The 21,757-nt window shown below is 27.7% G+C and carries 15 protein-coding genes and 1 riboswitch; of the genes, 2 read left to right on the plus strand and 13 right to left on the minus strand.

Going from position 1 to position 21,757, the window contains the following annotated elements:
* Positions 1-15: 15 nt before the first annotated feature.
* From KXZ80_RS09460 to KXZ80_RS09470, 3 genes are all read right to left on the minus strand, one after another.
* A complete protein-coding gene (locus KXZ80_RS09460) occupies positions 16-753 on the minus strand; it encodes a gamma-glutamyl-gamma-aminobutyrate hydrolase family protein (RefSeq protein WP_021433234.1) in 738 nt (245 codons plus the stop codon).
* Between the two features lie 265 nt (positions 754-1,018).
* The gene (locus KXZ80_RS09465) at positions 1,019-3,028 is read right to left on the minus strand and encodes a sigma 54-interacting transcriptional regulator (RefSeq protein WP_021433235.1); all 2,010 of its coding nucleotides are present in this window, start codon (positions 3,026-3,028) and stop codon (positions 1,019-1,021) included.
* A 117-nt stretch (positions 3,029-3,145) separates the two neighbouring features.
* Positions 3,146-4,618 (minus strand): protein adenylyltransferase SelO, encoded by a 1,473-nt coding sequence (locus KXZ80_RS09470; RefSeq protein ID WP_021433236.1) that lies wholly within the window; start codon positions 4,616-4,618, stop codon positions 3,146-3,148.
* A gap of 211 nt (positions 4,619-4,829) precedes the next feature.
* Positions 4,830-4,934: riboswitch (TPP riboswitch) on the plus strand.
* 118 nt (positions 4,935-5,052) lie between these two features.
* Between KXZ80_RS09470 and thiC the strand changes: the two genes are divergently transcribed.
* On the plus strand, positions 5,053-6,366 hold the full coding sequence (gene thiC, locus KXZ80_RS09475; protein ID WP_021433237.1) for a phosphomethylpyrimidine synthase ThiC: 1,314 nt from the start codon (positions 5,053-5,055) through the stop codon (positions 6,364-6,366).
* Between the two features lies 1 nt (position 6,367).
* Positions 6,368-7,711, plus strand: coding sequence for an amidophosphoribosyltransferase (gene purF, locus KXZ80_RS09480; RefSeq protein WP_021433238.1), 1,344 nt, complete (start codon positions 6,368-6,370; stop codon positions 7,709-7,711).
* Positions 7,712-7,758: 47 nt separating this feature from the next.
* Here the strand turns inward: purF and KXZ80_RS09485 are convergent, their stop codons facing one another.
* The 10 genes from KXZ80_RS09485 to KXZ80_RS09530 form a co-directional block, all read right to left on the minus strand.
* Entirely contained in the window at positions 7,759-8,466 is a 708-nt protein-coding gene (locus KXZ80_RS09485; protein WP_021433239.1) for a TraX family protein, read from the minus strand.
* Between the two features lie 182 nt (positions 8,467-8,648).
* A complete protein-coding gene (locus KXZ80_RS09490) occupies positions 8,649-9,167 on the minus strand; it encodes a hypothetical protein (RefSeq protein WP_021433240.1) in 519 nt (172 codons plus the stop codon).
* A 170-nt stretch (positions 9,168-9,337) separates the two neighbouring features.
* Positions 9,338-10,747: a vWA domain-containing protein gene (locus KXZ80_RS09495; RefSeq protein ID WP_021433241.1), complete on the minus strand. Its 1,410-nt coding sequence runs from the start codon at positions 10,745-10,747 to the stop codon at positions 9,338-9,340.
* Between the two features lie 3 nt (positions 10,748-10,750).
* Entirely contained in the window at positions 10,751-11,878 is a 1,128-nt protein-coding gene (locus KXZ80_RS09500) for an ATP-binding protein (RefSeq protein WP_021433242.1), read from the minus strand.
* 12 nt (positions 11,879-11,890) lie between these two features.
* Positions 11,891-12,694 carry a hypothetical protein gene (locus KXZ80_RS09505; RefSeq protein ID WP_021433243.1) on the minus strand — a complete coding sequence of 268 codons (804 nt, stop codon included), beginning with the start codon at positions 12,692-12,694 and terminating at the stop codon, positions 11,891-11,893.
* A 181-nt stretch (positions 12,695-12,875) separates the two neighbouring features.
* Positions 12,876-13,748: a pyridoxal 5'-phosphate synthase lyase subunit PdxS gene (pdxS, locus tag KXZ80_RS09510; RefSeq protein ID WP_021433244.1), complete on the minus strand. Its 873-nt coding sequence runs from the start codon at positions 13,746-13,748 to the stop codon at positions 12,876-12,878.
* A gap of 247 nt (positions 13,749-13,995) precedes the next feature.
* Positions 13,996-15,030 (minus strand): FAD:protein FMN transferase, encoded by a 1,035-nt coding sequence (locus tag KXZ80_RS09515; protein ID WP_021433245.1) that lies wholly within the window; start codon positions 15,028-15,030, stop codon positions 13,996-13,998.
* A gap of 148 nt (positions 15,031-15,178) precedes the next feature.
* Positions 15,179-20,134: a hemoblobin-interacting domain-containing protein gene (locus KXZ80_RS09520; protein WP_021433246.1), complete on the minus strand. Its 4,956-nt coding sequence runs from the start codon at positions 20,132-20,134 to the stop codon at positions 15,179-15,181.
* Positions 20,135-20,482: 348 nt separating this feature from the next.
* Entirely contained in the window at positions 20,483-21,274 is a 792-nt protein-coding gene (proC, locus tag KXZ80_RS09525; RefSeq protein WP_021433247.1) for a pyrroline-5-carboxylate reductase, read from the minus strand.
* Positions 21,275-21,328: 54 nt separating this feature from the next.
* Positions 21,329-21,757: an N-acetyltransferase gene (locus KXZ80_RS09530; RefSeq protein WP_021433248.1), complete on the minus strand. Its 429-nt coding sequence runs from the start codon at positions 21,755-21,757 to the stop codon at positions 21,329-21,331.

The following is a 21,757-nucleotide window of genomic DNA, read 5'->3' on the forward strand; positions in this document are numbered from 1 at the left end:
TGCTAAAAATTTTTTTTACTTTGATGCTTCTTTTACTAATGCCATAAATATTTTTTGCATTTTGGGGCAATCTTTAGTCATCATTTCTGGATGCCATTGTATTCCTATAACAAATTCTTCTCCTTCTTTTTCTATAGCTTCAACTAAACCATCTTTTGCAGTCGCAGATACGATATATCCTGGAGCTATATTTTTTACTCCTAAGTGGTGGAAACTATTTACTAATACTTCTTTTTCTTCTAATATTTCATATAATCTTGTACCTTCTTTAATTTGAGCTGTATGAGTAGGTACATTTGATAAATGTTCTTGATTATGTTTTATATAAGAACCTTCAATTAAAGATAAATCTTGATATAAATCTCCGCCTTCACATACATTTAATATTTGTTCTCCTCTACAGATACCTAATATTGGCTTTTTCATTTCTAATGCAAACTTTAATAATTTCATATCAAAAGTATCTCTCTTTGGCATTATCCCGCCTAATTTTATATGTGGTTCTTCGTTCCACATTAAAGGGTTTACATCGTGCCCTCCAGATAGAATTAGTGCATCTATATTAGATACTTGCTCCTTTATTAGTTCATCATCATATACCATTGGAACTATATATGGTATAGCTTTACACATAGCTACTGATTGAACATAGTCATTGTTTACATAAGCTCTTTCATATCCTGGAAACATACCGCCCTCATCGATTAATAAACTTCCTGATATACCAACTACTGGATATTTCTTGTTTGTCATTTTATTCACTCCTATAATTTAAATTTAAAAATAAAAAATGCTACTGCCTTTTTATAAAGCAAGTAGCATGCCAAAACTATTTTTATTTTAATTTTAATTTTCAATCAAAGAAACCGTTCTCAATTTCATTAGTGTTTTTAACTGTTTCATTATTTAAACTATTTTTATTAATTAAAATTTTTAACTATTACTAATTTTTCAACTTAATAAATTTTTCAACTTAATAGGTTAATTAGGAATTTTTATCTTCCTATTTCATTGCCTATTAAAGGCTATCTAATATACAAATTCCTTTTTCGCTTAGTTCACTTCCTCTTCTTCCTACTTCAGAGTTTATTAAGTCTAATTCTTTCAATATACTTAAAATACCCCTAACCTCACCCTCTGTTATAATCATCCCTTCATCGTTTAATCTATTAACGATTGTATTTCTTCCCACACATTTATTTAATAAATTTTCTTCTCTTATAAGACTCATAACTTTTTTTGATTTATCTATATTTGTTTTATCTTTTAAAATCTTAATTTCTTCACTATAATCAATTTTCATATTAGTAAGATTATGTGGTAAATCACAAGTTTTAACTTTATCATCCATACACATTATATCAATGTACATAGCTGTGTTTTTTAACTCTCTAATATTTCCCGGCCATGAATATTTATTTAAAATTTCTTTAGCTTCATCACTTATACATCTTTTCGTTTTCATAAAATAATTTAACATCATAGATATATCTTCTTTTCGTTCTCTTAAAGACGGAATATTTATAGGTAGTACATTTATCCTATAATATAAGTCAGCTCTAAATTTTTCCTGTCTTATCATTTCTAATAAATTTTTATTGGTTGCAGCTATAACTCTAACATCAATATCAATTACACTTTCTCCTCCAACTCTCATAACTTGATTTTCTTGGAGAACTCTAAGTAGTTTAGTTTGCAAATATATTGGCATGTCCCCTATTTCATCTAAAAATATAGTTCCGTTATGAGCTTGTTCAAACAAACCTTTTTTCCCACCTTTTAAAGCTCCTGTAAATGCACCTTCTTCATATCCAAACAATTCACTTTCTAATAAATTTTCTGGCATAGCTGCGCAGTTTATAGCTATAAATGGCTGTTTAGACCTTAGTGATTCATTATGTATAGATTGTGCCATTAGCTCTTTTCCAGTTCCACTTTCCCCTGTAATTAAAACTGTATAGTCTGATTTTGAAATCTTTTTACCTAAATCTTTTGATTTTCTCATTTTGATTGATTCAGTTTTTATATCATTAAAATTATATCTAGCAACTTGCCCCTTATCTCTTAGTTTTTTACTTAAGTTCTGTTCTAACTTTTTTATATAAGTTATTTCTTGAATACAGTAATACGATCCTGTAACTTTCCCAAAGCTTTCTATATCATATTTGTTTATATTTAAATATTTATTTTTATACTTTATAACTTCATCTTTTACTTTATCTAAATCAAAAATAAATCTAATATCTTTGCTTTTTATTTCACTTATTTTTTTACCTACTAGTGAATCCTCAACATCTAATATATTTTTTAAGCTTTGATTGCAAATTAGTATCTCTTTTTTATTTGATATGACAGCCATTCCATTACTAGATAAATTTATTATTGAACTCAGCTCTTCATTTTTTATAGTAAGTTCTTTATATTTAGTATTTACTCCAGAATATAAACTAATTACCTCATCTGAGTATTTCATTAGTCTTTCTGTAACATCTTTATCATCTATATTTAATTTAGCTATTATTTGTAAAAATGTAGAACTATCTATGTGTCTATGCCCAAGGTCAATTACTTCATCAATATAACTAGGAACCAAGTTAACTTCTCCTGGAGTAACTGCAACCTTTATATCTTTGTATCCTTTACTTGAATCATAGGGTATGAAATTTAAATGATTTATTCCTACATTGTATAAAGTAGATATGGTTTCAAGTACAGTAGATTCATTGTCATTTACAACCAATACATCAATTCCTTCTGGTAAAGAAAATAACTTATAAACATCTTTTTGCTTTATACTTCTATTTATTTTTATTATTTTTTTAGTATCTTTAACATATTCTTTTATCCTTAAAGCTCTATCGTCTATCATTGCAAGAACTACATCGCCTTTAATTATTTCCTTATTTGATAATTTGTTAAGATAATAGTTTTTAATTTTTACTTTGTCTTTAAAAATCAACTCTATATTTTTATTTAAAAATAATTCTAATTTTGACATCCCATCTGTCACTACAGCTATAGTTTTCATTAAGTAAACTCCTTTTAACTTTTACGTAGTATTGTTATCCTTATTATATTATAAAAACAAATAAAAACCATATTGATTATTTATATCAATATGGTTTTTATTTGTTTTTATATTTTATTATGTCCCACAATAAGTTCTATAAGCACAACTTGAAGGCTTAGGCAATTTTGCATATCCCTCTTGCTCTTTAGAATGTTCATATGGGTTTTTAAGTACAGTTATAAGTTTTTTAAAGAAAGTAAAATCGCCTTTATCAGCAGCTTCTAAAGCTTCTTCTACTCTATGATTTCTTGGTATTACTGCTGGATTTGATTTTTTCATTAGCTTAAAAATTTCATCTTGAGATCTTTCTTGTCTTTTTAATCTTTCTTTCCATAAGTTGTACCAAGATTTAAATTCTTCACTATCAAACATTCCTTTTTTATTAATATTATTAAATGTTAATGCTATAAAAGTGTTAGTAAAATCTTCACTATATTTTTCTATCATACTAAGTAAATCTTCTATCAATGCTTTATCTTGTAATTCTTCATTAAATAATCCCAATTTAAATCTCATATTTTTAATCCAATTTAAATAATAAATTTCTGAGAAATCAGAAATAGCATCTTGTGCAATTTTTATAGCATCATTTTTATCATCACTTATTAATGGCAATAGCGTTTCAGCAAATCTGCATAAATTCCATTCAGCCATATTTGGTTGATTTTCATATGAGTATCTTCCATATCTATCAATAGAACTAAAAACAGTATCTGGCTTATAATTATCCATAAATGCACAAGGTCCATAGTCAATGCTCTCTCCGCTTATAGTCATATTGTCAGTATTCATAACCCCATGGATAAATCCAATGCTTTGCCATTTTGCAACAAGTTTAGCGTGTGCATTTATTACTTCTTTAAGTAAGTTAATGTATTTATCTTTATCATCTTTTATATGTGAGTAATGTCTATTGATTGTATAATCAGCTAACTCTTTAACTGACTTTACACCTCCATAATTTAGAGCATATTCAAATGTTCCAAATCTAATATGACTAGAAGCTACACGCGTTAAAATTGCTCCTTTTTTTATATTTTCACGAATCACAGATTCTCCAGTTTTTATTACTGCTAGACTTCGAGTGGTTGGAACTCCAAGACCATACATAGCTTCACTTATTATATATTCACGAAGCATCGGCCCAAGAACAGCTCTCCCATCTCCGCCCCTAGAGTAAGGTGTTTTACCAGATCCTTTAAGCTGTATATCAAATCTATCTCCTGATGGATTTATTTGCTCTCCTATCAACAATGCTCTCCCATCTCCTAGCATTGTAAAATGCCCAAATTGATGTCCTGCATATGCTTGAGCTATAAAAGCACCCTCGTCTATCTTTTTATTTCCTGAAAGTAATTCTATTCCATCCTTACTTTTAAGTTTATCTGAATTTAATCCTAAAAATTTAGCTAAAGAATCATTTAGAATAACTAAGCTCGGTGAAGGCACTGGATTTAAATTTATTTTACTATAAAAAAAGTCTGGTAAATTCATGTAACTATTGTTTAAATTCCATCCTGTTTCTATATTTTTTTTATTATTTCCCATTTTTTCTCCTTACTATAAATAATTAATTTTATAAATATAAGATACCCTTATTTACAGTTTTAAATTAGATATTTTAAATTTTCTAAATAAACTAAAAATATGTAATTTATGTTTTTATAAATTAAAAGGTTTCAAAAAAACCTTTACATAGTAATTTTTTAAGACTATAATGATTTTGAAGTTGCAAATTTATTATTATTTAAAATTAAATATATTTAACTAGGGGTGCCACTTTTGGCTGAGAGATGGATTATACCATTAACCCTTTGAACCTGAAGTAGTTAGAACTACCGTAGGAAAGTTATTTTCTTCAAGATTATGATTATGACTATATTTTTTAGTCTATTTTATAATATTTCGTAAAGAAGCTTTATCTTATGGTAAAGCTTCTTTTTTATTTTTTAAAAATAATACAAAGTAAAGGGGATTTAAAAATGAATTATACAACTCAAATGGATGCTGCTAAAAAAGGAATTATTACAAAGGAAATGGAAATAGTAGCTAAAAAAGAAAATATGGATATAGAAATTTTAAAAAACTTAATTTCAAGTGGACAAATAGCTATTCCAGCTAATAAAAATCATACGTCTCTAAACCCTGAAGGTGTTGGAAAGAACTTAAGAACCAAAATCAATGTAAACTTGGGCATATCTAAGGATTGTTATGATATAGACGAAGAAATGAAAAAAGTTCAATTAGCTTTAGATATGAATGCTGAAGCTATAATGGATTTAAGCTCTTTTGGAAAAACTGAAGAGTTTAGAAAAAAACTTATCTCTAATTCTAGTGCTATGGTTGGAACTGTTCCAATTTATGATGCTGTTGGTTTTTATGATAAAGAGTTAAAAGATATCACAGCTAAAGAATTTTTAGATGTAGTAATAAAACATGCAAAAGACGGAGTTGACTTTGTAACTATACATGCTGGTATAAACAAAGAAACTGCCTCTGTTTTTAAAAGAAATAAAAGACTTACAAATATAGTTTCAAGAGGTGGCTCTTTAATGTATGCATGGATGGAATTAAACAATAAAGAAAATCCTTTCTTCGAATATTTTGACGATTTACTAGAAATTTGTAAAGAGTATGATTTAACTTTAAGTCTTGGAGATGCATGCAGACCTGGTTCTATACAAGATGCATCTGATGCATGTCAAATAAAAGAGTTAATGATTTTAGGGGAGTTAACATTAAGAGCCTGGGAGCAAAATGTTCAAGTTATCATAGAAGGTCCTGGTCATATGTCCTTAGATGAAATTCAAGCAAATATGATTCTTGAGAAAAAGCTTTGTCATGGTGCTCCATTTTATGTATTAGGTCCTATAGTTACAGATATTGCTCCAGGATATGACCATATAACAAGTGCTATTGGAGGAGCTTTAGCTTCTAGTTTTGGAGCTGATTTTTTATGTTACGTTACTCCATCAGAACATTTAAGACTCCCTAATTTAGATGATGTTAAAGAAGGTATAATAGCAACTAAGATAGCTGCTCATTCTGGTGATATAGCAAAAAAAATACCTGGTGCTATTGATTGGGATAATAAGATGAGTAAAGCTAGACAAGAACTTGATTGGGATAAAATGTTTGCCCTTTGTATAGATCCTGAAAAAGCTAAAAGATATAGAAAAGAATCTACTCCTGAGCATAACGATAGTTGCACTATGTGTGGAAAAATGTGTTCCATGCGAAATATGAATAAGATAATGCAAGGAAAAGATATTAATTTATTAAGAGCTGATAACTAAAATGCAAATTGACAATATGGATAAATATAAAGAAGAATGTGGAGTTGTCGGTCTTTTTTCTACTAAGAAAATTAATTTACATTCTTCTTTGTACTCATCACTTATTACACTTCAACATCGAGGACAAGATAGTTGTGGAGTAGCTTTTTCGGATAAAGAATCAATCGAGTGTTATAAAGGTGTTGGATTGGTTAATGAAGTATTTTCTAGTGACATACCAACTAACTTAAATGGATATTTAGGAATAGGGCATGTTCGTTATTCTACTTTCGGTGAAATTAACACCCTAAACGCACAACCAATTTTTGATAATAATTCAAATTGTAATATAGCTTTATCTCATAATGGAAATATTACTAACATTTTTAGCTTAAAAAATGAATTAAAAAAATTTAATTTTAATACTACATCTGACTCAGAAGTAATATTAAAACTTATTGAAAAACATTTTAAAAACTCCATTGAGGAAGCTTTATGCTCAGTAATAAAAGCATTGGAAGGTGGTTTTTCATGTGTTTTACTTACAAAACACGAGTTATTTGCATTTAGAGATCCAAATGGTATAAGACCACTTTGTATTGGAAAAATTAAAAATTCTTATATAGTATGCTCTGAAAGTTGTGTCCTAGATATTTTAGGCGGTAAATTTATAAGAGATATTTTGCCTGGAGAAATTATCAAAATAGACAATTTTGGAGTAACAACTATCAATGCTTCTAACTTATGTAAATGTATGACGTGTTCTTTTGAATATATTTATTTTTCTAGAGTCGATAGTATTATTGATGGTGTTAATGTTTATAACACGAGATTTAAATCAGGTGTAAATTTATACAATGAACATCCAGTAGATGCAGATATTGTGATAGGTGTTCCAGAATCAGGTAATACCGCCGCTCTAGGATTTTCTAAAGCTTCATCTATACCTATTACTACTGGTTTCGTTAAAAATAATTTTTTAGGTAGAAGTTTTATAAAACCTTCCCAATCTAAAAGGTGTGAAACTGTAAATTTAAAATTAAATGTTATTAAAGAAAATGTAAAAAGTAAAAAGGTCGTAGTCGTAGATGATTCAATAATAAGAGGTACCACTTGTAAAAAAATAGTATCTATTCTTAAAGATGCAGGTGCAAAAGAAATTCATTATAGAGTCGCTTCGCCTATAGTTACATCCCCTTGTTGTTTAGGTATAAATACATCAAAATCTGAACTTATAGGTTCAACTATGACTTTAAATGAAATTGCAAATTTCATAGGCGCTGATAGCTTGGGGTATCTAAGTGTATCAGGATTTTTAAATACACTACCTAAAAATAAAACCACATGTCTAAAATGTTTTTTATAATTATATAAATAAAAAAGGAAGTAATTTAAATTACTTCCTTTTTTAAATTAACTAGCTATTAATTTTGCTGCAGATACAATTACAATTAAATGTATTGGATAGAACCAATAAAACATCCATTTTATAAATTTATTGCTCAATCCTAACTTGCCATTGTACATAAGTATAGGAATTATTGCAAATACCATCATCCATTGATAATCCCATAAGGTTACTGCTTCTATAAAATTTGGGCCCATTGCACTCATCAAAACAAATAATCCCATCGCAATATATAATATAGACATAGTAAGCTTTTTATCTCTAAAGAAATAAAATATTAATACCATAGCTACTCCAAATATAGATGACTCAGTAAATAACCCACCTATAATCATGAATAAAGTACCTAGTAAAGCTCCTATTATTCTCTTAATTAACTGATTTTCTTTATCTTTAGCTGTATCTATTCCTACAAGCATTACTAAAGCGCATCCTATTGATAAGAAAATGTTATTATCAATTCCAATTAAAAAATCTACCCCTATCATAAGTACTCCCATTGAAAAAACTCTAGTTATATATTTAGTTCTGCTTCTCGTATAGAAAAATCCTTCTACTATTAGATAAAAGAATATTGGTGCTGCTAATTTCCCTAAATATCCAAACCATATAGGAATATCAACACCAGCAGGGCTAAAATAAGTATATATATGATCCATTGCCATAAATATAATTGCCATAATTTTTAGTGTAAAGCTACTGAACTTTTGCATATTTTTTCTCCTTTAATTTCTACTTCATATATTCATTTGTATATTCGTATATAAGATTATCACAAGTATATTTTTATTAATATTTATATATCTTTCATTAAGGTTACATTTTTGAAAGAAAAAAGAAAGACATGTGAAAATCATCATGCCTTTCTTTTTATGATTTTTAAAAATATAATTTTTTATAAAATAGCGAAATATTCAACTATATATGAATACATTTGATCGCCTAATGTAATGTAGTAGTATGCTGGAGTAAGATAATCAGACTCAAATAATTTTTCTGCATCAGAATTGTTTTTTTCTAGTTGTTTTATTAAGTTTTGCTGTTGTCTTAAGCTTATTACATAACTATCAGCTATAAATTGTATTTGTTCTGAAAAATATAAATCTGCAAAAGAATCTTTATATCTAATCCTATGAGTTTCTAAATCATTTCTAACTGAAGTAAGCTCTGTTAAATATGCACTTATATACTTATTTGCATTGTTTAAACCCTCCGAGTCTAAATCAGCCTTAATATTGATTGTACTCATATTTTCTCTAATCCTTTTTAACTCCTCAAGTTCAGTGATTAGTTGTTCTTTACCCTGTAAGTTTTCTACCTTTGGATAATATCTATCTTGTGCAAATGTAGTATTTGAAAAAAAAGGTGCTATAAAAATACTAATCAAAACAACGATAAGTAACTTTTTAATCATATATATGTCTACTCCTTTATAAATGCTATTTATTTTAATATTGCCCAAAGTTTATATATATCATGCTTAAGTTTGATTTGTCATAGTTTATCCACAAATATTATTAAATATATTTTACTTAAGATTAAAAAATAAAGCACATCGATTTTTTATCAATGTGCTTTAATAACTTACAATGTTGGAGCTTGATTATTCATTGAGTATCCATCATCTCTAACATCACTCATATCTATAGTTGTTTCTTTAATTTTAACCTTGCTAAGTTTTTTAACTGCTCCATAAGGCTCTTTTAAAGATAACTTGTCTCCTCTACCAGATATAACCCATAAAATCTTATATCCTCTAGGAATTACTTGTAATCTTTCTTCTCCTTTCCCATCTGTAAAATACACCAATAAATTAATTTTTTTATTATTAGCATAACTAAACACTGGTGAAAATTTAGTTCCTCCTCTTATTTTGAGTCTATCCTTTATATCTTTATAAGATTTAACTTTATAAGTTCTTTTAATTTCATTATCACATTCTATAATAGTAATTTCCTGGTTATAGTTTTTTACTATATTTAGTACTTCCTTAATAGCTTGTTTAAATTCTTCATCGCTAATGCTTCCACTTATATCAAGTGCTACTGCAATTTCTGCTTTATGTCCTCTAAGTTCTCCTCTTAAATCCAATCTATTTGGCTGTCTTCTATTTCGTCTTGTTATAGTCTTCTTTTTGTTACTTTCAACTGTTCCCATCAATTTTTTTAAATATAAATTCCATGGTAATTCACCTTTACTATTTTTAAGAGCTGATATCATTTCTTCTAAATAATCTGGAAGTTTTCCTTTTTGAGCATTATTAACAAATTTTTCAGTAAACTCTTTAAAAGTTCTTTCTTCTATATCTTCTGAGTCTTCCCATATATCATGAGTATGTTCAGGGCTAAATTCAGTTTCTACATCTTCTCCTACATTACTATCATCCACTTCACCTTCATCATCTTGTTCCATCAAGCTGAGTTCAGTCTGAATATTTTCAACATAATATTCAAATGTTTCATATGGCTCAAGCTTCATAGAATATTTTACATTTACCGATTCTAGGGTAGTAGCATATGGAGGTAGGTTATTTAAAAACTTATTTACTACTATATCCATAGCCATGTTTATAGCTAATGTACTGTAATTTCCTTTTAATTTTTTCGCTCTTATTAAATGCATTGATACTACATGAAGAATTTCATGCTTTATTGTGCTTTCCATTTGTCTCATGTTAAGGTTTAAAAATATTAAAGGATTAAAATATATAATATACTTTGCCCCTTTAAAGTTTACAGCAGTTGGACTACTTATATCAAATCTTATTTCCCTTCCCATTTGAAATAAAAAATATCCATAGAAGTTATCTTTATCTTCCATGATGCTTAAGCTAACTTTATCTACAAGTTTAAAAAATTCATTTTTAAAATCTTTTGGCACATCTAGTTCAAATTTTTCACCTTTACGATTAGCTTTTAACATAGAAAATTGGTTAATTATTTCATTTGCTCTATAATAAAGGTCTTCTGTTTGTTTAATAAAATAATTTTCCATACTCTATCCCCTTATTAGACTATAAGATTCAAAATATAGTTCTACAAATCTTTCATTTTCTATAGCTATTTTATATAATTCTGGATAATTACTCTTAATATCTTTCATAATTCCAACCATTAAATCTATAGGATATAATTTAAAAAACTCAATTAATCTATCTATATAAACTTTTGAATCATTATTATCTTTTATATTTAACTCTAGCTTTTTTAAAATATTCATAGCTGATAGGTACAACCTTGTATGACTTTCATTTTTTACTTTTTCTATAATTTCTGAATCTAATATTTCTCCTAAAAAAATATCTTCATATGATACTAAAGGACTACAATCTGATTCAATGAAACTTATAAACTCTTCAGCTATAACTTTTCCTACATTTCCTTTTATTACATTTAAAAATACAGATCTAGGTATTAAATCTTTTTGCTCTTTAAAAATCGTATAACTTTTAGAAACTCGCTCATAACTTCTAGGAGTTGCTCTAACATCTTCATCATTTATTTTATGAAGATATTCAGGGAAAGTCGATATAAATTCTATTACTTTATCTTCTATACCCTCTCGTATCGCCCAGTTTATCCACTGAGTATGATCAGATTCCATATTTAACCATACAAATCTATTCTCTTGAGCTGCATCCATATCCACAACCTGATAGTCAAAATCTGAGCCATATTTGCTTGATGGATTCATTGCAGCTAATATTTTAACTGCATCATCTAATTTATATCCATTTATTTCTCTATTTAGTATAAGATTCATAAGTTCTTGCTGTACCGTATGTTCACATCTATTTATCTCATCTATAAATAATAAAACAGTTCTTCCTTTAGCTATTTGTTCATCAATTTCCCTTAACTTATTATGAACTGCATATATTGTAGTTTTCTTTTCTATATTTTCTCCATTTGAGTTAAGTACTACATAAGATTCTACTGTTGGAAGTCCTCCTATCTCACCTTCCTTAAGCAAGTTTCCATCTATAACAATTAAACTCCAATCATTTTCTTTAGCAATTTTTTTTGCTAATGCAGTTTTTCCTATACCACTTTCTCCAACTACTAAAGGTACTTCCCCTGTAGCTAATACTAAATTAACACTCTTTATTGTATCTATAAAATTCATACTGTCTCTCTCCTAAATCATCTTTAATTTTTCATCTACAGCTATTTTTTTTGCTGTTTTGCTTCCATATTTATAAATGAACATTATCTTATCCATTTTGAAATTTTCACTATTTCGACCTATAATATTACAATTTAAAAAGTCTCTTACATATTTTTCTTCAACATCTTCATTTGATAATACTTGTTTCAGAATCTCTTCTAATTCATATTCTGATATTTCTCTTTCTAAATATTTTATAACTAAAATATTTATTTTTAAAAAAGCTAACATTTTATCCTTATCTAAATCTGTTATGAATGTAATAGCCGCTTCATTTTGTTTAATCGCTATAGTTTCTGCTTCATACGTAGGTAAATTTATATATTTTAATGCCCCATAATTTTCTTTTACTGCTTCTATTTGAGCATTTTTACAAGGATTTTTTATATATTTTATTGAATCATAATTTTTTTTAACTGCTAGTAACTGTAATTCTTCGCTTGGATTTTTTATATATTGAATTGCCCATCCTGATTGATTTAAGGCTAATTTAAAAACCTTCTCTGTTGGATTTTTTATATAATCTAATAAGCTCCACCCAGAATTTATAGCTTTAATCATCATATCTTCACTTGGATTTTCTATATATTTAATTGCTCTAATATTATTATTTATAGCCGTCTCTTGAATTTCTATATTTGCATTTTTTATATGAGCTAAAGCCAAACCATTTTTTTTAACTGCAAGCAACTTCATTTCATCTGTTGGGTTATTTATAGTTGATATAATATTAGGGTTATTATCTATCATTTTTAAAATTTTTGCTTCTTCCATATTGTGCCTTTCCTTTATATGATTAGTTTTATATATATTTATTTCTCATTATATTAATATACTTTTTTCACGAATTTAAACAGAATATTTGTACAAATTTAAAATAAAATTCCCTAAAGCTATATTAGCCTTAGGGAAAATGTTTGTAAATAAAATTTATGTATTTTTATAAGATTTTTCATCATCTTACAGATAGTTGTTCTTCTAATTTTAAACTGGCTACAGATATTCCATGCATGGCTTCTCCTAAATTTCCAGATATTTCAGCAAGTACTTTAGAATTGTTATAGTTGTTAACAGCTTTTACTATTGCTTCCGCTCTTTTTTGAGGATTGCTTGATTTAAATATTCCTGATCCTACAAATACCCCATCACATCCTAATTGCATCATTAACGCAGCATCAGCTGGAGTTGCTATTCCTCCTGCTGCAAAATTAACCACAGGCAGCTTTCCATATTCATTTACATACTTGATCAAATTGTATGGAGCCCCCATTTCTTTAGAAGCATTCATAAGTTCTTCTTCATCCATTGACACTATCTTCTTTATATCAGAGTTCATAGTCCTCATATGTTTTACAGCTTCAACTACATCCCCAGTTCCAGCTTCTCCCTTAGTTCTTATCATCATAGCTCCTTCTCCAATTCTTCTTAAAGCTTCTCCTAAATTTCTTGCTCCACATACAAAAGGAATCTCAAAGCTGTTTTTATTAATATGATACATATTATCTGCTGGTGTTAAAACTTCACTCTCATCTATAAAATCAATCTTTAGTGCTTGAAGTATCTGAGCTTCTACAAAGTGACCTATTCTTACTTTAGCCATAACAGGTATACTTACAGCATCTTGTATTTCTTTTATCATATTTGGATCCGACATTCTCGCTACTCCACCTTGCTTTCTTATATCAGAAGGTACCCTTTCGAGTGCCATTACTGCACATGCTCCTGCGTTTTGCGCAATAATTGCCTCTTCCTTGTTAGTTACATCCATTATTACTCCACCTTTTAAAGTTTGAGCTAAATCCCTATTTAAATTGTACCCATTTTCCATTTTATTTTTCCCCCTTAATTTGTCTAAAATCAATTTAAGTGTAGTACAATCATAGTATTTATTCAATATTTTTAAGTTTATATAGTTTTTAAAATTAATTGTATGGATACAATTTTATCATTTGATTTATAGATATTTAGTTTGTAAGTTTTATAAATTTAAAACAATTTTAACTCATGTAAAAACTGATTCCTAGTTTTACTAAGAATCAGTTTTTATTTATTAGCAATTATGATTTTGTAAATTATTAATTAGAAATAACATATTCTGGTGATATAAGATTAAAATTATTTTTTATATTATCACTTAGATAAATCTTATTATCCTTAGTTACAAAAATAGCTTCTATACCCTCTTTATCATTTACATACTTAAGCCCATCTTCTAATCCCATAGAAAATACAGCAGTTGATAATGCATCACACTGAGTTGACTTCTTTGAAATTATAGAAACTCCTAAAATATTATTCTCGACTGGATATCCAGTTTTACTATCTAATATATGATGATATAACTTACCATCTTGAATAAAATTACGCTCATAAATACCTGAAGTTACAACAGACTTATCTACAATCTCAAGAGTTCCAAGATAATCCTTACTAGACTTATTACCATCTCTAATACCTATCTTATATGGCTTTGAATCATACTTTTCTCCAACACACATTATATTTCCGCCTATATTTAAAACAGCATGTTCATAGCCATTATCAACTATAATATCCTTCACCTTATCTGCAACATATCCCTTAGCAATAGCACCTAAATCAATCATCATACCTTCCTTTGCTAGCTTAACAGAACTACGCTTCTCATCTAACAAAACACTATCTATATCTATATGTTCTAGTGACTTTTGAATATCCTCATCACTTGGAACACTTGCATTATCAAAACCAACATTCCAAAGCTTAACAGTAGAGCCTATAGCAATATCTAAATTATTATCAGTTTCCTTAGTATGCCTCTTGCCTTCCTTTATAAGATAAAAAGTATCCTCACTAACCTTCTCAAAACTCTTACCAGCGCTACCATTAACCTTATCAACCTCACTGACAATATCCTTACTATTAATAGACATCCTCTTATCTATAGCATGAATAGTGCTCTCAATCTCATCAAACACACCATCCTCAACAACCTCATCTGAATATATAGCTACATTCATATAAGACCCCATAGCATAAGTATCCATACTATAAGCCTGATACTCCTTCTTCTCACATCCAACTAACATAAGTACAAATACAATTGTTATTATTAAAAAGTTCTTTTTCATATCTTCCTCTTCATCCTTACCTCAAATTCTAACCAAAGGTAACTAGCTCGGGTGTGGTATATAAGGAGCAGCGAAATTTGCAAGCATCTTTTCAGCTTGTATGGAACAAACATTCTATACCACACCCGAGCGACCCTACCTTGTTTACCTAACTTACCACATAAGTAAATGCTTCATATCCATTAGCTTTAATACTCACAGTATCTCCACTACTTAAAGAATTGTACACATCAACTCCACTATTGTAGTTTTCCTTATATCCCTCAGTTGCACTATAATCACTAGTCTTATTAATCTCAGCACCATTTACCTTAATAGAAGTTATATTACCTTTCCAACTATCATCACTTGCTGTAAATGAATAGCTCTTATTAAACAAAGTATTCTTCTTAACATTAACATTCGCTTTTAATAAAGCTACTTCGTACTCAAAATCATTATATCCTGCTGATTGTATAACCACCATATCACCTGGTTCTACATCCTTTAATATAGTTACCTTCCCAAAATCAGATTTAAACTCGCTTGCATTAATCTTAGATCCATTAACTAAAACTTCTACAGACTTAGTCCAAGCTTGCTCATTAGAACTAAATACAAATTTATTATTTGAATTTCTACTTACATCTATATTTACTGACTTTTTATGAACTACATATGTATAATTCTCATACTTATCAGACTCAAAAGTAATCTTATCTCCACCTATTAACTTATTTAAAATAGTTAAAGTACCATTTTCCATATTGTAACCTTCATTTGGACTTAAACTGCCTTTTCTCTCAAGATTTTCATTGTTTAATTTAACTCTTGATATAGATTTTATATACTCAGCGTCTGAAGTAAATCTAGCTTTATTAAGTAGTCCACCCTGTACATCTTCAACTACATTCGGAACTTGCTTTTCTTCATCTTTTTTGTTATCTTCTTTATCTGTTTTATCTACCTCATCAGTTTTATCCCCTATTTTTATATCAGTATTAAAATCTTTATATTTATTTGTTTTTATAGTAAGCTTATAAGTTTTTTCTTCTTTGAAATTTTCACTTCCTAATACTATAGAGTTAAAGTACGTATTTGATTCTTTGTAATCTACTTTTTTACTATCTAGCAATACTTCTTTTATATCATCTAAATACTTGCTATCTAAAGGATTTTTAATATCAACTACAACTTGTTGATTTACTTTATATTTATTTCCATTATTTAAGGATACATAGTTTGGAACATTTGTTTTTCCAGTTTTGTCATTTTCTTTTGAAGTATCTTCAGTCTTAGGCACTACATATAAATGGTTTTCATACTTATCAGATTCAAAAGTAACTTTAGTTCCTTCTGATAGTTTATCTAATATAGTTAATTTATTATTTTCTACAATATAATCTTTTTTATCAATAGTTTTATAGTCTACCTTAACTGCTGATACAGTATCTATATATTTATCATCCTTTGAAGTAAATATAGTCTTATTATTTTCAGTTTTAACCTCTAGTTTTGGCGCTTCTTTCTTTTCAACTTTATTTACTATTTTTATATCAGTATTAAAATCTTCATATTTATTTGTTTTTATAGTAAGTTTGTAAGTTTTTTCTTCCTTAAAGTTTTTACTTCCTAATTCTATAGAGTAAAAATTACCAATTGGATTTGAATACATTACTTTTTTACCATCTAATAATACTTCTTTTATATCATCTCTATATTTAGTATCAAACATTCTTTCAACATCAACTAAAATACTTTCGTTTTTGTAATATTTGTTTTCATTACTTAATTTTACATAGTCTGGAACTTTAATTTTATCAACTTCCTTCGTACTTAACTCATTTAAATTAAATATAGCTTTTGAATCTTTATATCCGTTAGCTTTTATAACTACTGTGTATTGACGATCTTTATTAGTATCAAATAGTTTACTTCTTAATACTAAGATATCACCTTTATATTCATAATCTCCACTATTTCCGCCAAGTTGAGTATCATCAAGTAATGCTTTTCCATTTAATGTTATAGATTCTATCTTATTTTTATAGTTTTTATCTAATTTAACAATAATGTTGTTATTTTCATCTTTACTTAACCCTAACTTAGAACTATTCTTTAATAGATTTATATCTACACTTGCTTCTTTATATCCCTTAGCTTGTAGTTTTATAGTGTTATCTCCATGTTTTAATAAATATGTATCAGTTATAGTTATTTTATTTGCTTCTACTTTATAAGCATCTTTAGGTAGTATATTCATTCCTATTAATACATTTTTTAGTTTTTTTAGATATTGAGTGTCATTCTCAATTATTAAGTAAATTTTATCTTCTTTATTTCCACTAACAGTCATCTTAGGAACTATCTTTAAGTTTTCCTGAGAATATGTTTGTACATTGCCAAATAACCCATTTTCTAATATGTACTTAATTTGATATGGGTTATTTAAATAATCACTATTTTCAATCTTGTCATAATAATTTTTAAATGTTAAATATTCTCCATTACCCTTAGCTTCATTAACTGCATTTTTATATTTCTTATAATCTATAACTTTAGTAGATTCGTTTGTTAAAACTGCATCCTTAGTCATAGCATTCCACCAAGATAATACTTCACTAGAATTTTTAGTTGCCATACCTAAATTATTAAGTATCATAGCATTTGATAACAGATCAAAATCATAAACTATGTTTCCTCTTATTATTGTACTACCTCCACTTGCTCCACCTACTGCATCTGGAGTTTCACTTGAACTACCTTTATCACTTGCACTTCCTATAGCATCTACTTCTATTTTACTTTCAACTTTTTTATTACCTGAATTTATCATTTGCATATTTTCAATTTTATCAAGTTTAACTTTTTCACCGTGTCCCATTGAAGAGTTTTCAAGTCCTTTAGGCGCTTCTTCTAAATAGAAAGTCCTATTAAAATCTTCAAATCCATGGGCTTTTACTGTTAATTCATGTTTACCTTTTGTAAGTTTGTCTATGCAGTTATTCTCAAGTCTTATTAGATAATCTACTATATGATAGTCCTTACAATTACCTTTTAATGCTTTTCCATCCAATCTTACTTCATATATTGGATTTACTACTGCATAATTAAATCCTTCTAATTCAAATAGTAATTCATTGTTTGCATAGAAATTATAGTTTCCTGATAATAATATCTTCCCTGCAGATTTTACAATTTCTATTTTAGTATTTAAGTCATTATATCCTTCAGACTTGATTCTAATATTATGTATTCCATTTCTATCATTTATAGCTGCTGAATTTTTATCAATTACTATTTTCCCATTTTCTAAAGAATATTGCAATTTAGAAGTCACATTAGGATTATTATCAGCCACAGTTTCTATGCTGTATATTTTTTTTTGCCACTTCTTAGCCTTGTCTGTATTTTCATCTATGTTTATAACTACATCTTTACCTAATTTAGTTTTTGATATATCAATTTGAGGTAGTGTCTCATCTTTAACTACAACTTCTTTTGATGTAGAGAAAGTAGTTTTACTTGGTTTTAATCTTATATTACCTTTTGAATCAAAGTTGGCTTGATGATAATCAAGCTTGCTCATTGGTCCAGATACTAATATTTTGTCTGGTGCTTCATTTCCAATAACTTTCGTAAACGATTTCCCTTTTTCGTTTAATACAAAGTCTTCACTATTATTTCCTTGTGTTACCTCTATTTTTACTATTTCATTTGGGTTAACTTCAAATTTAACAATAGTTCCTTCACTATTTACTCTTGTTGGTTTTACTTCTTTAGAGTTAATAGTTATTTTAGTATTATCAATATTTCCTTTAGCTAATGTAACTACTGCGTATCCTGTTTCTTCTACTTTTATTAGCTTAGTTTTACTTAAGTTTACTATATTATTTTCTTTTGCTTGTTCTGAGTCTTTATATATTATATCTGCAATTGCATATAATCCTCCATTTTCTACACTACTCTTATTTTCAAAAAATTCTGGTAGCATTAGAAGTTTAAAGTCTCCATAAATATCGTTTTTATTATAGTCACTTTTACTCTTATCTTTATTTATATTAGCATTATGATTTTCTGCTTTTCCAACTAACGATAAAGTAATGTTTTTGTCATTCTCTCTTTTTACATTAAGCTTGTATCCTTTGTTAAGCCCCATTGCACTAGCTGATGCCAATGCATCTACATCACCATCTATATCTTTTGCAAAAATAGCTTTTGTATCATTTGATATAGTTACTTTTACTTTATTTTCTACTTTTCCTGGTTCTTTTTCACTTTCAATAAACTCTGCAGGTGATATTCTTAAATCACTTGCTTTTAAGCTACTTCTTTTTTCTATTTTATCGTTATTACCTGTATTAGGTTTATTTTTATCAGTTGAAGTATTATTATCTTTTTTATCTGTATATTCTTTTATAGGAGTTTTGTCCTTTTCATTTGTAATTTTATCTTCTGTTTTAGGCTTTTCCGTTTTAGAAGTTTCATTATTTTTATTACTTTGTGTATTATTTGTTTTATTTGTATCTGTATTTAATTCTATAAAATTATTATTTTCATTAGTATCCTTGTTTTCTGTTTTAGGCTTTTCTATCTTAGAAATTTCATTACTTTTATTGCTTTGTGTATTATTTGTTTTGTTTGTATCTGCATTTAATTCTATAAAGTTATTATTTTGCTTGTTTGTATCTTTATTTTCTATTTTATTACGTTCTATGTTTTTACTTGATGTAATGTTTGATTTATTTTTGTCGTTATTATATTTATTTTCAACTACATAACTTTGTGTATTTTTATTACCCGATGTATTACTTGATTCTGTTACAACCCTATTTTTACTTTGTGCTACTGATCTATTTTTAGATTCTACTCTTTTAGCACTTTTATATGTACTTTTACTTTCACTCCTTGTTGTTTCTCCTTTTGCAAGTTCTAAATCTTCATCCTCAACAGATTTATCTTTTGCATCTACTTTTGTATTTGCAGTTTCTACGCTTTCTTCTATCGAAACATTATTTTCCTTGGCTTTATTATTTTCATCTTGTGATGCAAGACTTGGAATTATTGTTATAGATGAAATTGCTACAATCGATGTTACAACCATACCTACTACTTTCTTATTCAATATTAACCCCTCCCTATTAATTTCCATATTTCACCTTAAGTTTTAATATATATTATGTTCCGCAATTTGTCTATAGAAAATGATAATTATTATCAATTTATAATTTTCCTTATTTTCTAATTTTTCTAATTCATTATATATAACCAGTTATTCCTGGTTTAATTTCTTTATATTATTGCACTAAATCAACACTATAGTTTGATTTTTAATTTTATATTGTATAATTAAATCACTTAAACAGAGAAATTTTTAAAAGGATATCTTATGGATTTAAGTAACTATGATTTTATAAATATATACCTCATTTTTATATTTATCTAAATGAGGCATATTCATCATTCTTAACTTTTACTTGTCCTCAATTGCATCTATTGCATCAACTATAGCTCCTCTAAAGCCTTTTTTATCTAGTGTAGTTACTCCTAATATAGTTGTTCCCCCAGGAGAACACACTGCATCTTTCATTTCACCAGGATGTTTCCCTGTTTCTATTTGAAGTCTGCCAGTTCCTAAAATCATTTGACTAGCTAATTTATAAGATGCTTCACGTGTTAATCCATGTTTAACAGCAGCATCTGATAAAGCTTCTATAAACATGCTTGCAAATGCAGGGCCACACCCACTGATAGTTCCTGCTATAGACAATTGATTGCTGTCAACAAATTCTAATAATGCTATTTTTGAAAATATATCGTCTATTAGCTTATACTGTTTATCAGACAAAGAATGTCGCTTTTCTGCAACTATAATACCCTCTCCTATCGATACAGGCGTATTTGGTATTGTACTTAAATGTGCTGTTCCAGGAAGTAGCAACTCTTCATATTTGTCAAATGTATACCCTGCCGCTACAGAAACTACTATTTTATTCTTTAAATATTCCTTTATAGGTTCAATTATAGATGGTATAACATTAGGTTTTACAGCAATAATAACTATATCACTTTCATTTACTAATTCTTGAGATGTTTTACATGCATTTATTCCATTTTCTTCAGTGCTCTTACATAAATTATCCCAATTTCTTGCACAAGCATAAATTTGATTAGGCTTAACAACATTTTTTATAATAAGACCTTCGGCTATAGCTTTTGCCATATTTCCAAACCCAATAAACCCAATTTTAGTATTTTCTATCATATCGTTCCTCCAAACTGTATAGTCTATATTTATATTTTAATATAATACCATATTTTATATTTTATTTCCCATTATATATTCTAGATAACCAGAGTCTTCATTTAATCCTTCTTCGATTATTTTAAATCCTTTTCTAGTATAAAATTCTACTGAATTTTTATTTTCTTTGTACACTGCTAAAATAAGTTTTTCGTATTTTTCAACAGAATAATTTATTAGTTTAGTTCCTATACCCATACCTTGAAATCTTATATCAACAAATAAAGCTCCTATAAATTCATTATTTATAATACTTATAAAACCTTTTATCTCACCATCTTTCTCATATACAAATGTTTCTGATATAGGTATATACTCATTTTTTACAATATTATAATTATTTTGCCAGTATTCTTTAGATATAAAGTCATGTGCTTTTATAGTGCTTACTAACCATATATCCATTATTTTCTCTATGTCTACATTTTTTAATTTTCTAATCAT

Source organism: Paraclostridium bifermentans, from assembly GCF_019916025.1.
In the GTDB taxonomy this organism is placed as follows: Bacteria; Bacillota; Clostridia; order Peptostreptococcales; family Peptostreptococcaceae; genus Paraclostridium; species Paraclostridium bifermentans.

Bases quoted from the DNA above. Each gene is read 5' to 3' on its own strand.
- KXZ80_RS09460 (WP_021433234.1), bottom strand. From the start codon at position 753: ATGACAAACAAGAAATATCCAGTAGTTGGTATATCAGGAAGTTTATTA.
- KXZ80_RS09465 (WP_021433235.1), bottom strand. From the start codon at position 3,028: ATGAAAACTATAGCTGTAGTGACAGATGGGATGTCAAAATTAGAATTA.
- KXZ80_RS09470 (WP_021433236.1), bottom strand. From the start codon at position 4,618: ATGGGAAATAATAAAAAAAATATAGAAACAGGATGGAATTTAAACAAT.
- thiC (WP_021433237.1), top strand. From the start codon at position 5,053: ATGAATTATACAACTCAAATGGATGCTGCTAAAAAAGGAATTATTACA.
- purF (WP_021433238.1), top strand. From the start codon at position 6,368: ATGCAAATTGACAATATGGATAAATATAAAGAAGAATGTGGAGTTGTC.
- KXZ80_RS09485 (WP_021433239.1), bottom strand. From the start codon at position 8,466: ATGCAAAAGTTCAGTAGCTTTACACTAAAAATTATGGCAATTATATTT.
- KXZ80_RS09490 (WP_021433240.1), bottom strand. From the start codon at position 9,167: ATGATTAAAAAGTTACTTATCGTTGTTTTGATTAGTATTTTTATAGCA.
- KXZ80_RS09495 (WP_021433241.1), bottom strand. From the start codon at position 10,747: ATGGAAAATTATTTTATTAAACAAACAGAAGACCTTTATTATAGAGCA.
- KXZ80_RS09500 (WP_021433242.1), bottom strand. From the start codon at position 11,878: ATGAATTTTATAGATACAATAAAGAGTGTTAATTTAGTATTAGCTACA.
- KXZ80_RS09505 (WP_021433243.1), bottom strand. From the start codon at position 12,694: ATGGAAGAAGCAAAAATTTTAAAAATGATAGATAATAACCCTAATATT.
- pdxS (WP_021433244.1), bottom strand. From the start codon at position 13,748: ATGGAAAATGGGTACAATTTAAATAGGGATTTAGCTCAAACTTTAAAA.
- KXZ80_RS09515 (WP_021433245.1), bottom strand. From the start codon at position 15,030: ATGAAAAAGAACTTTTTAATAATAACAATTGTATTTGTACTTATGTTA.
- proC (WP_021433247.1), bottom strand. From the start codon at position 21,274: ATGATAGAAAATACTAAAATTGGGTTTATTGGGTTTGGAAATATGGCA.
- KXZ80_RS09530 (WP_021433248.1), bottom strand. From the start codon at position 21,757: ATGATTAGAAAATTAAAAAATGTAGACATAGAGAAAATAATGGATATA.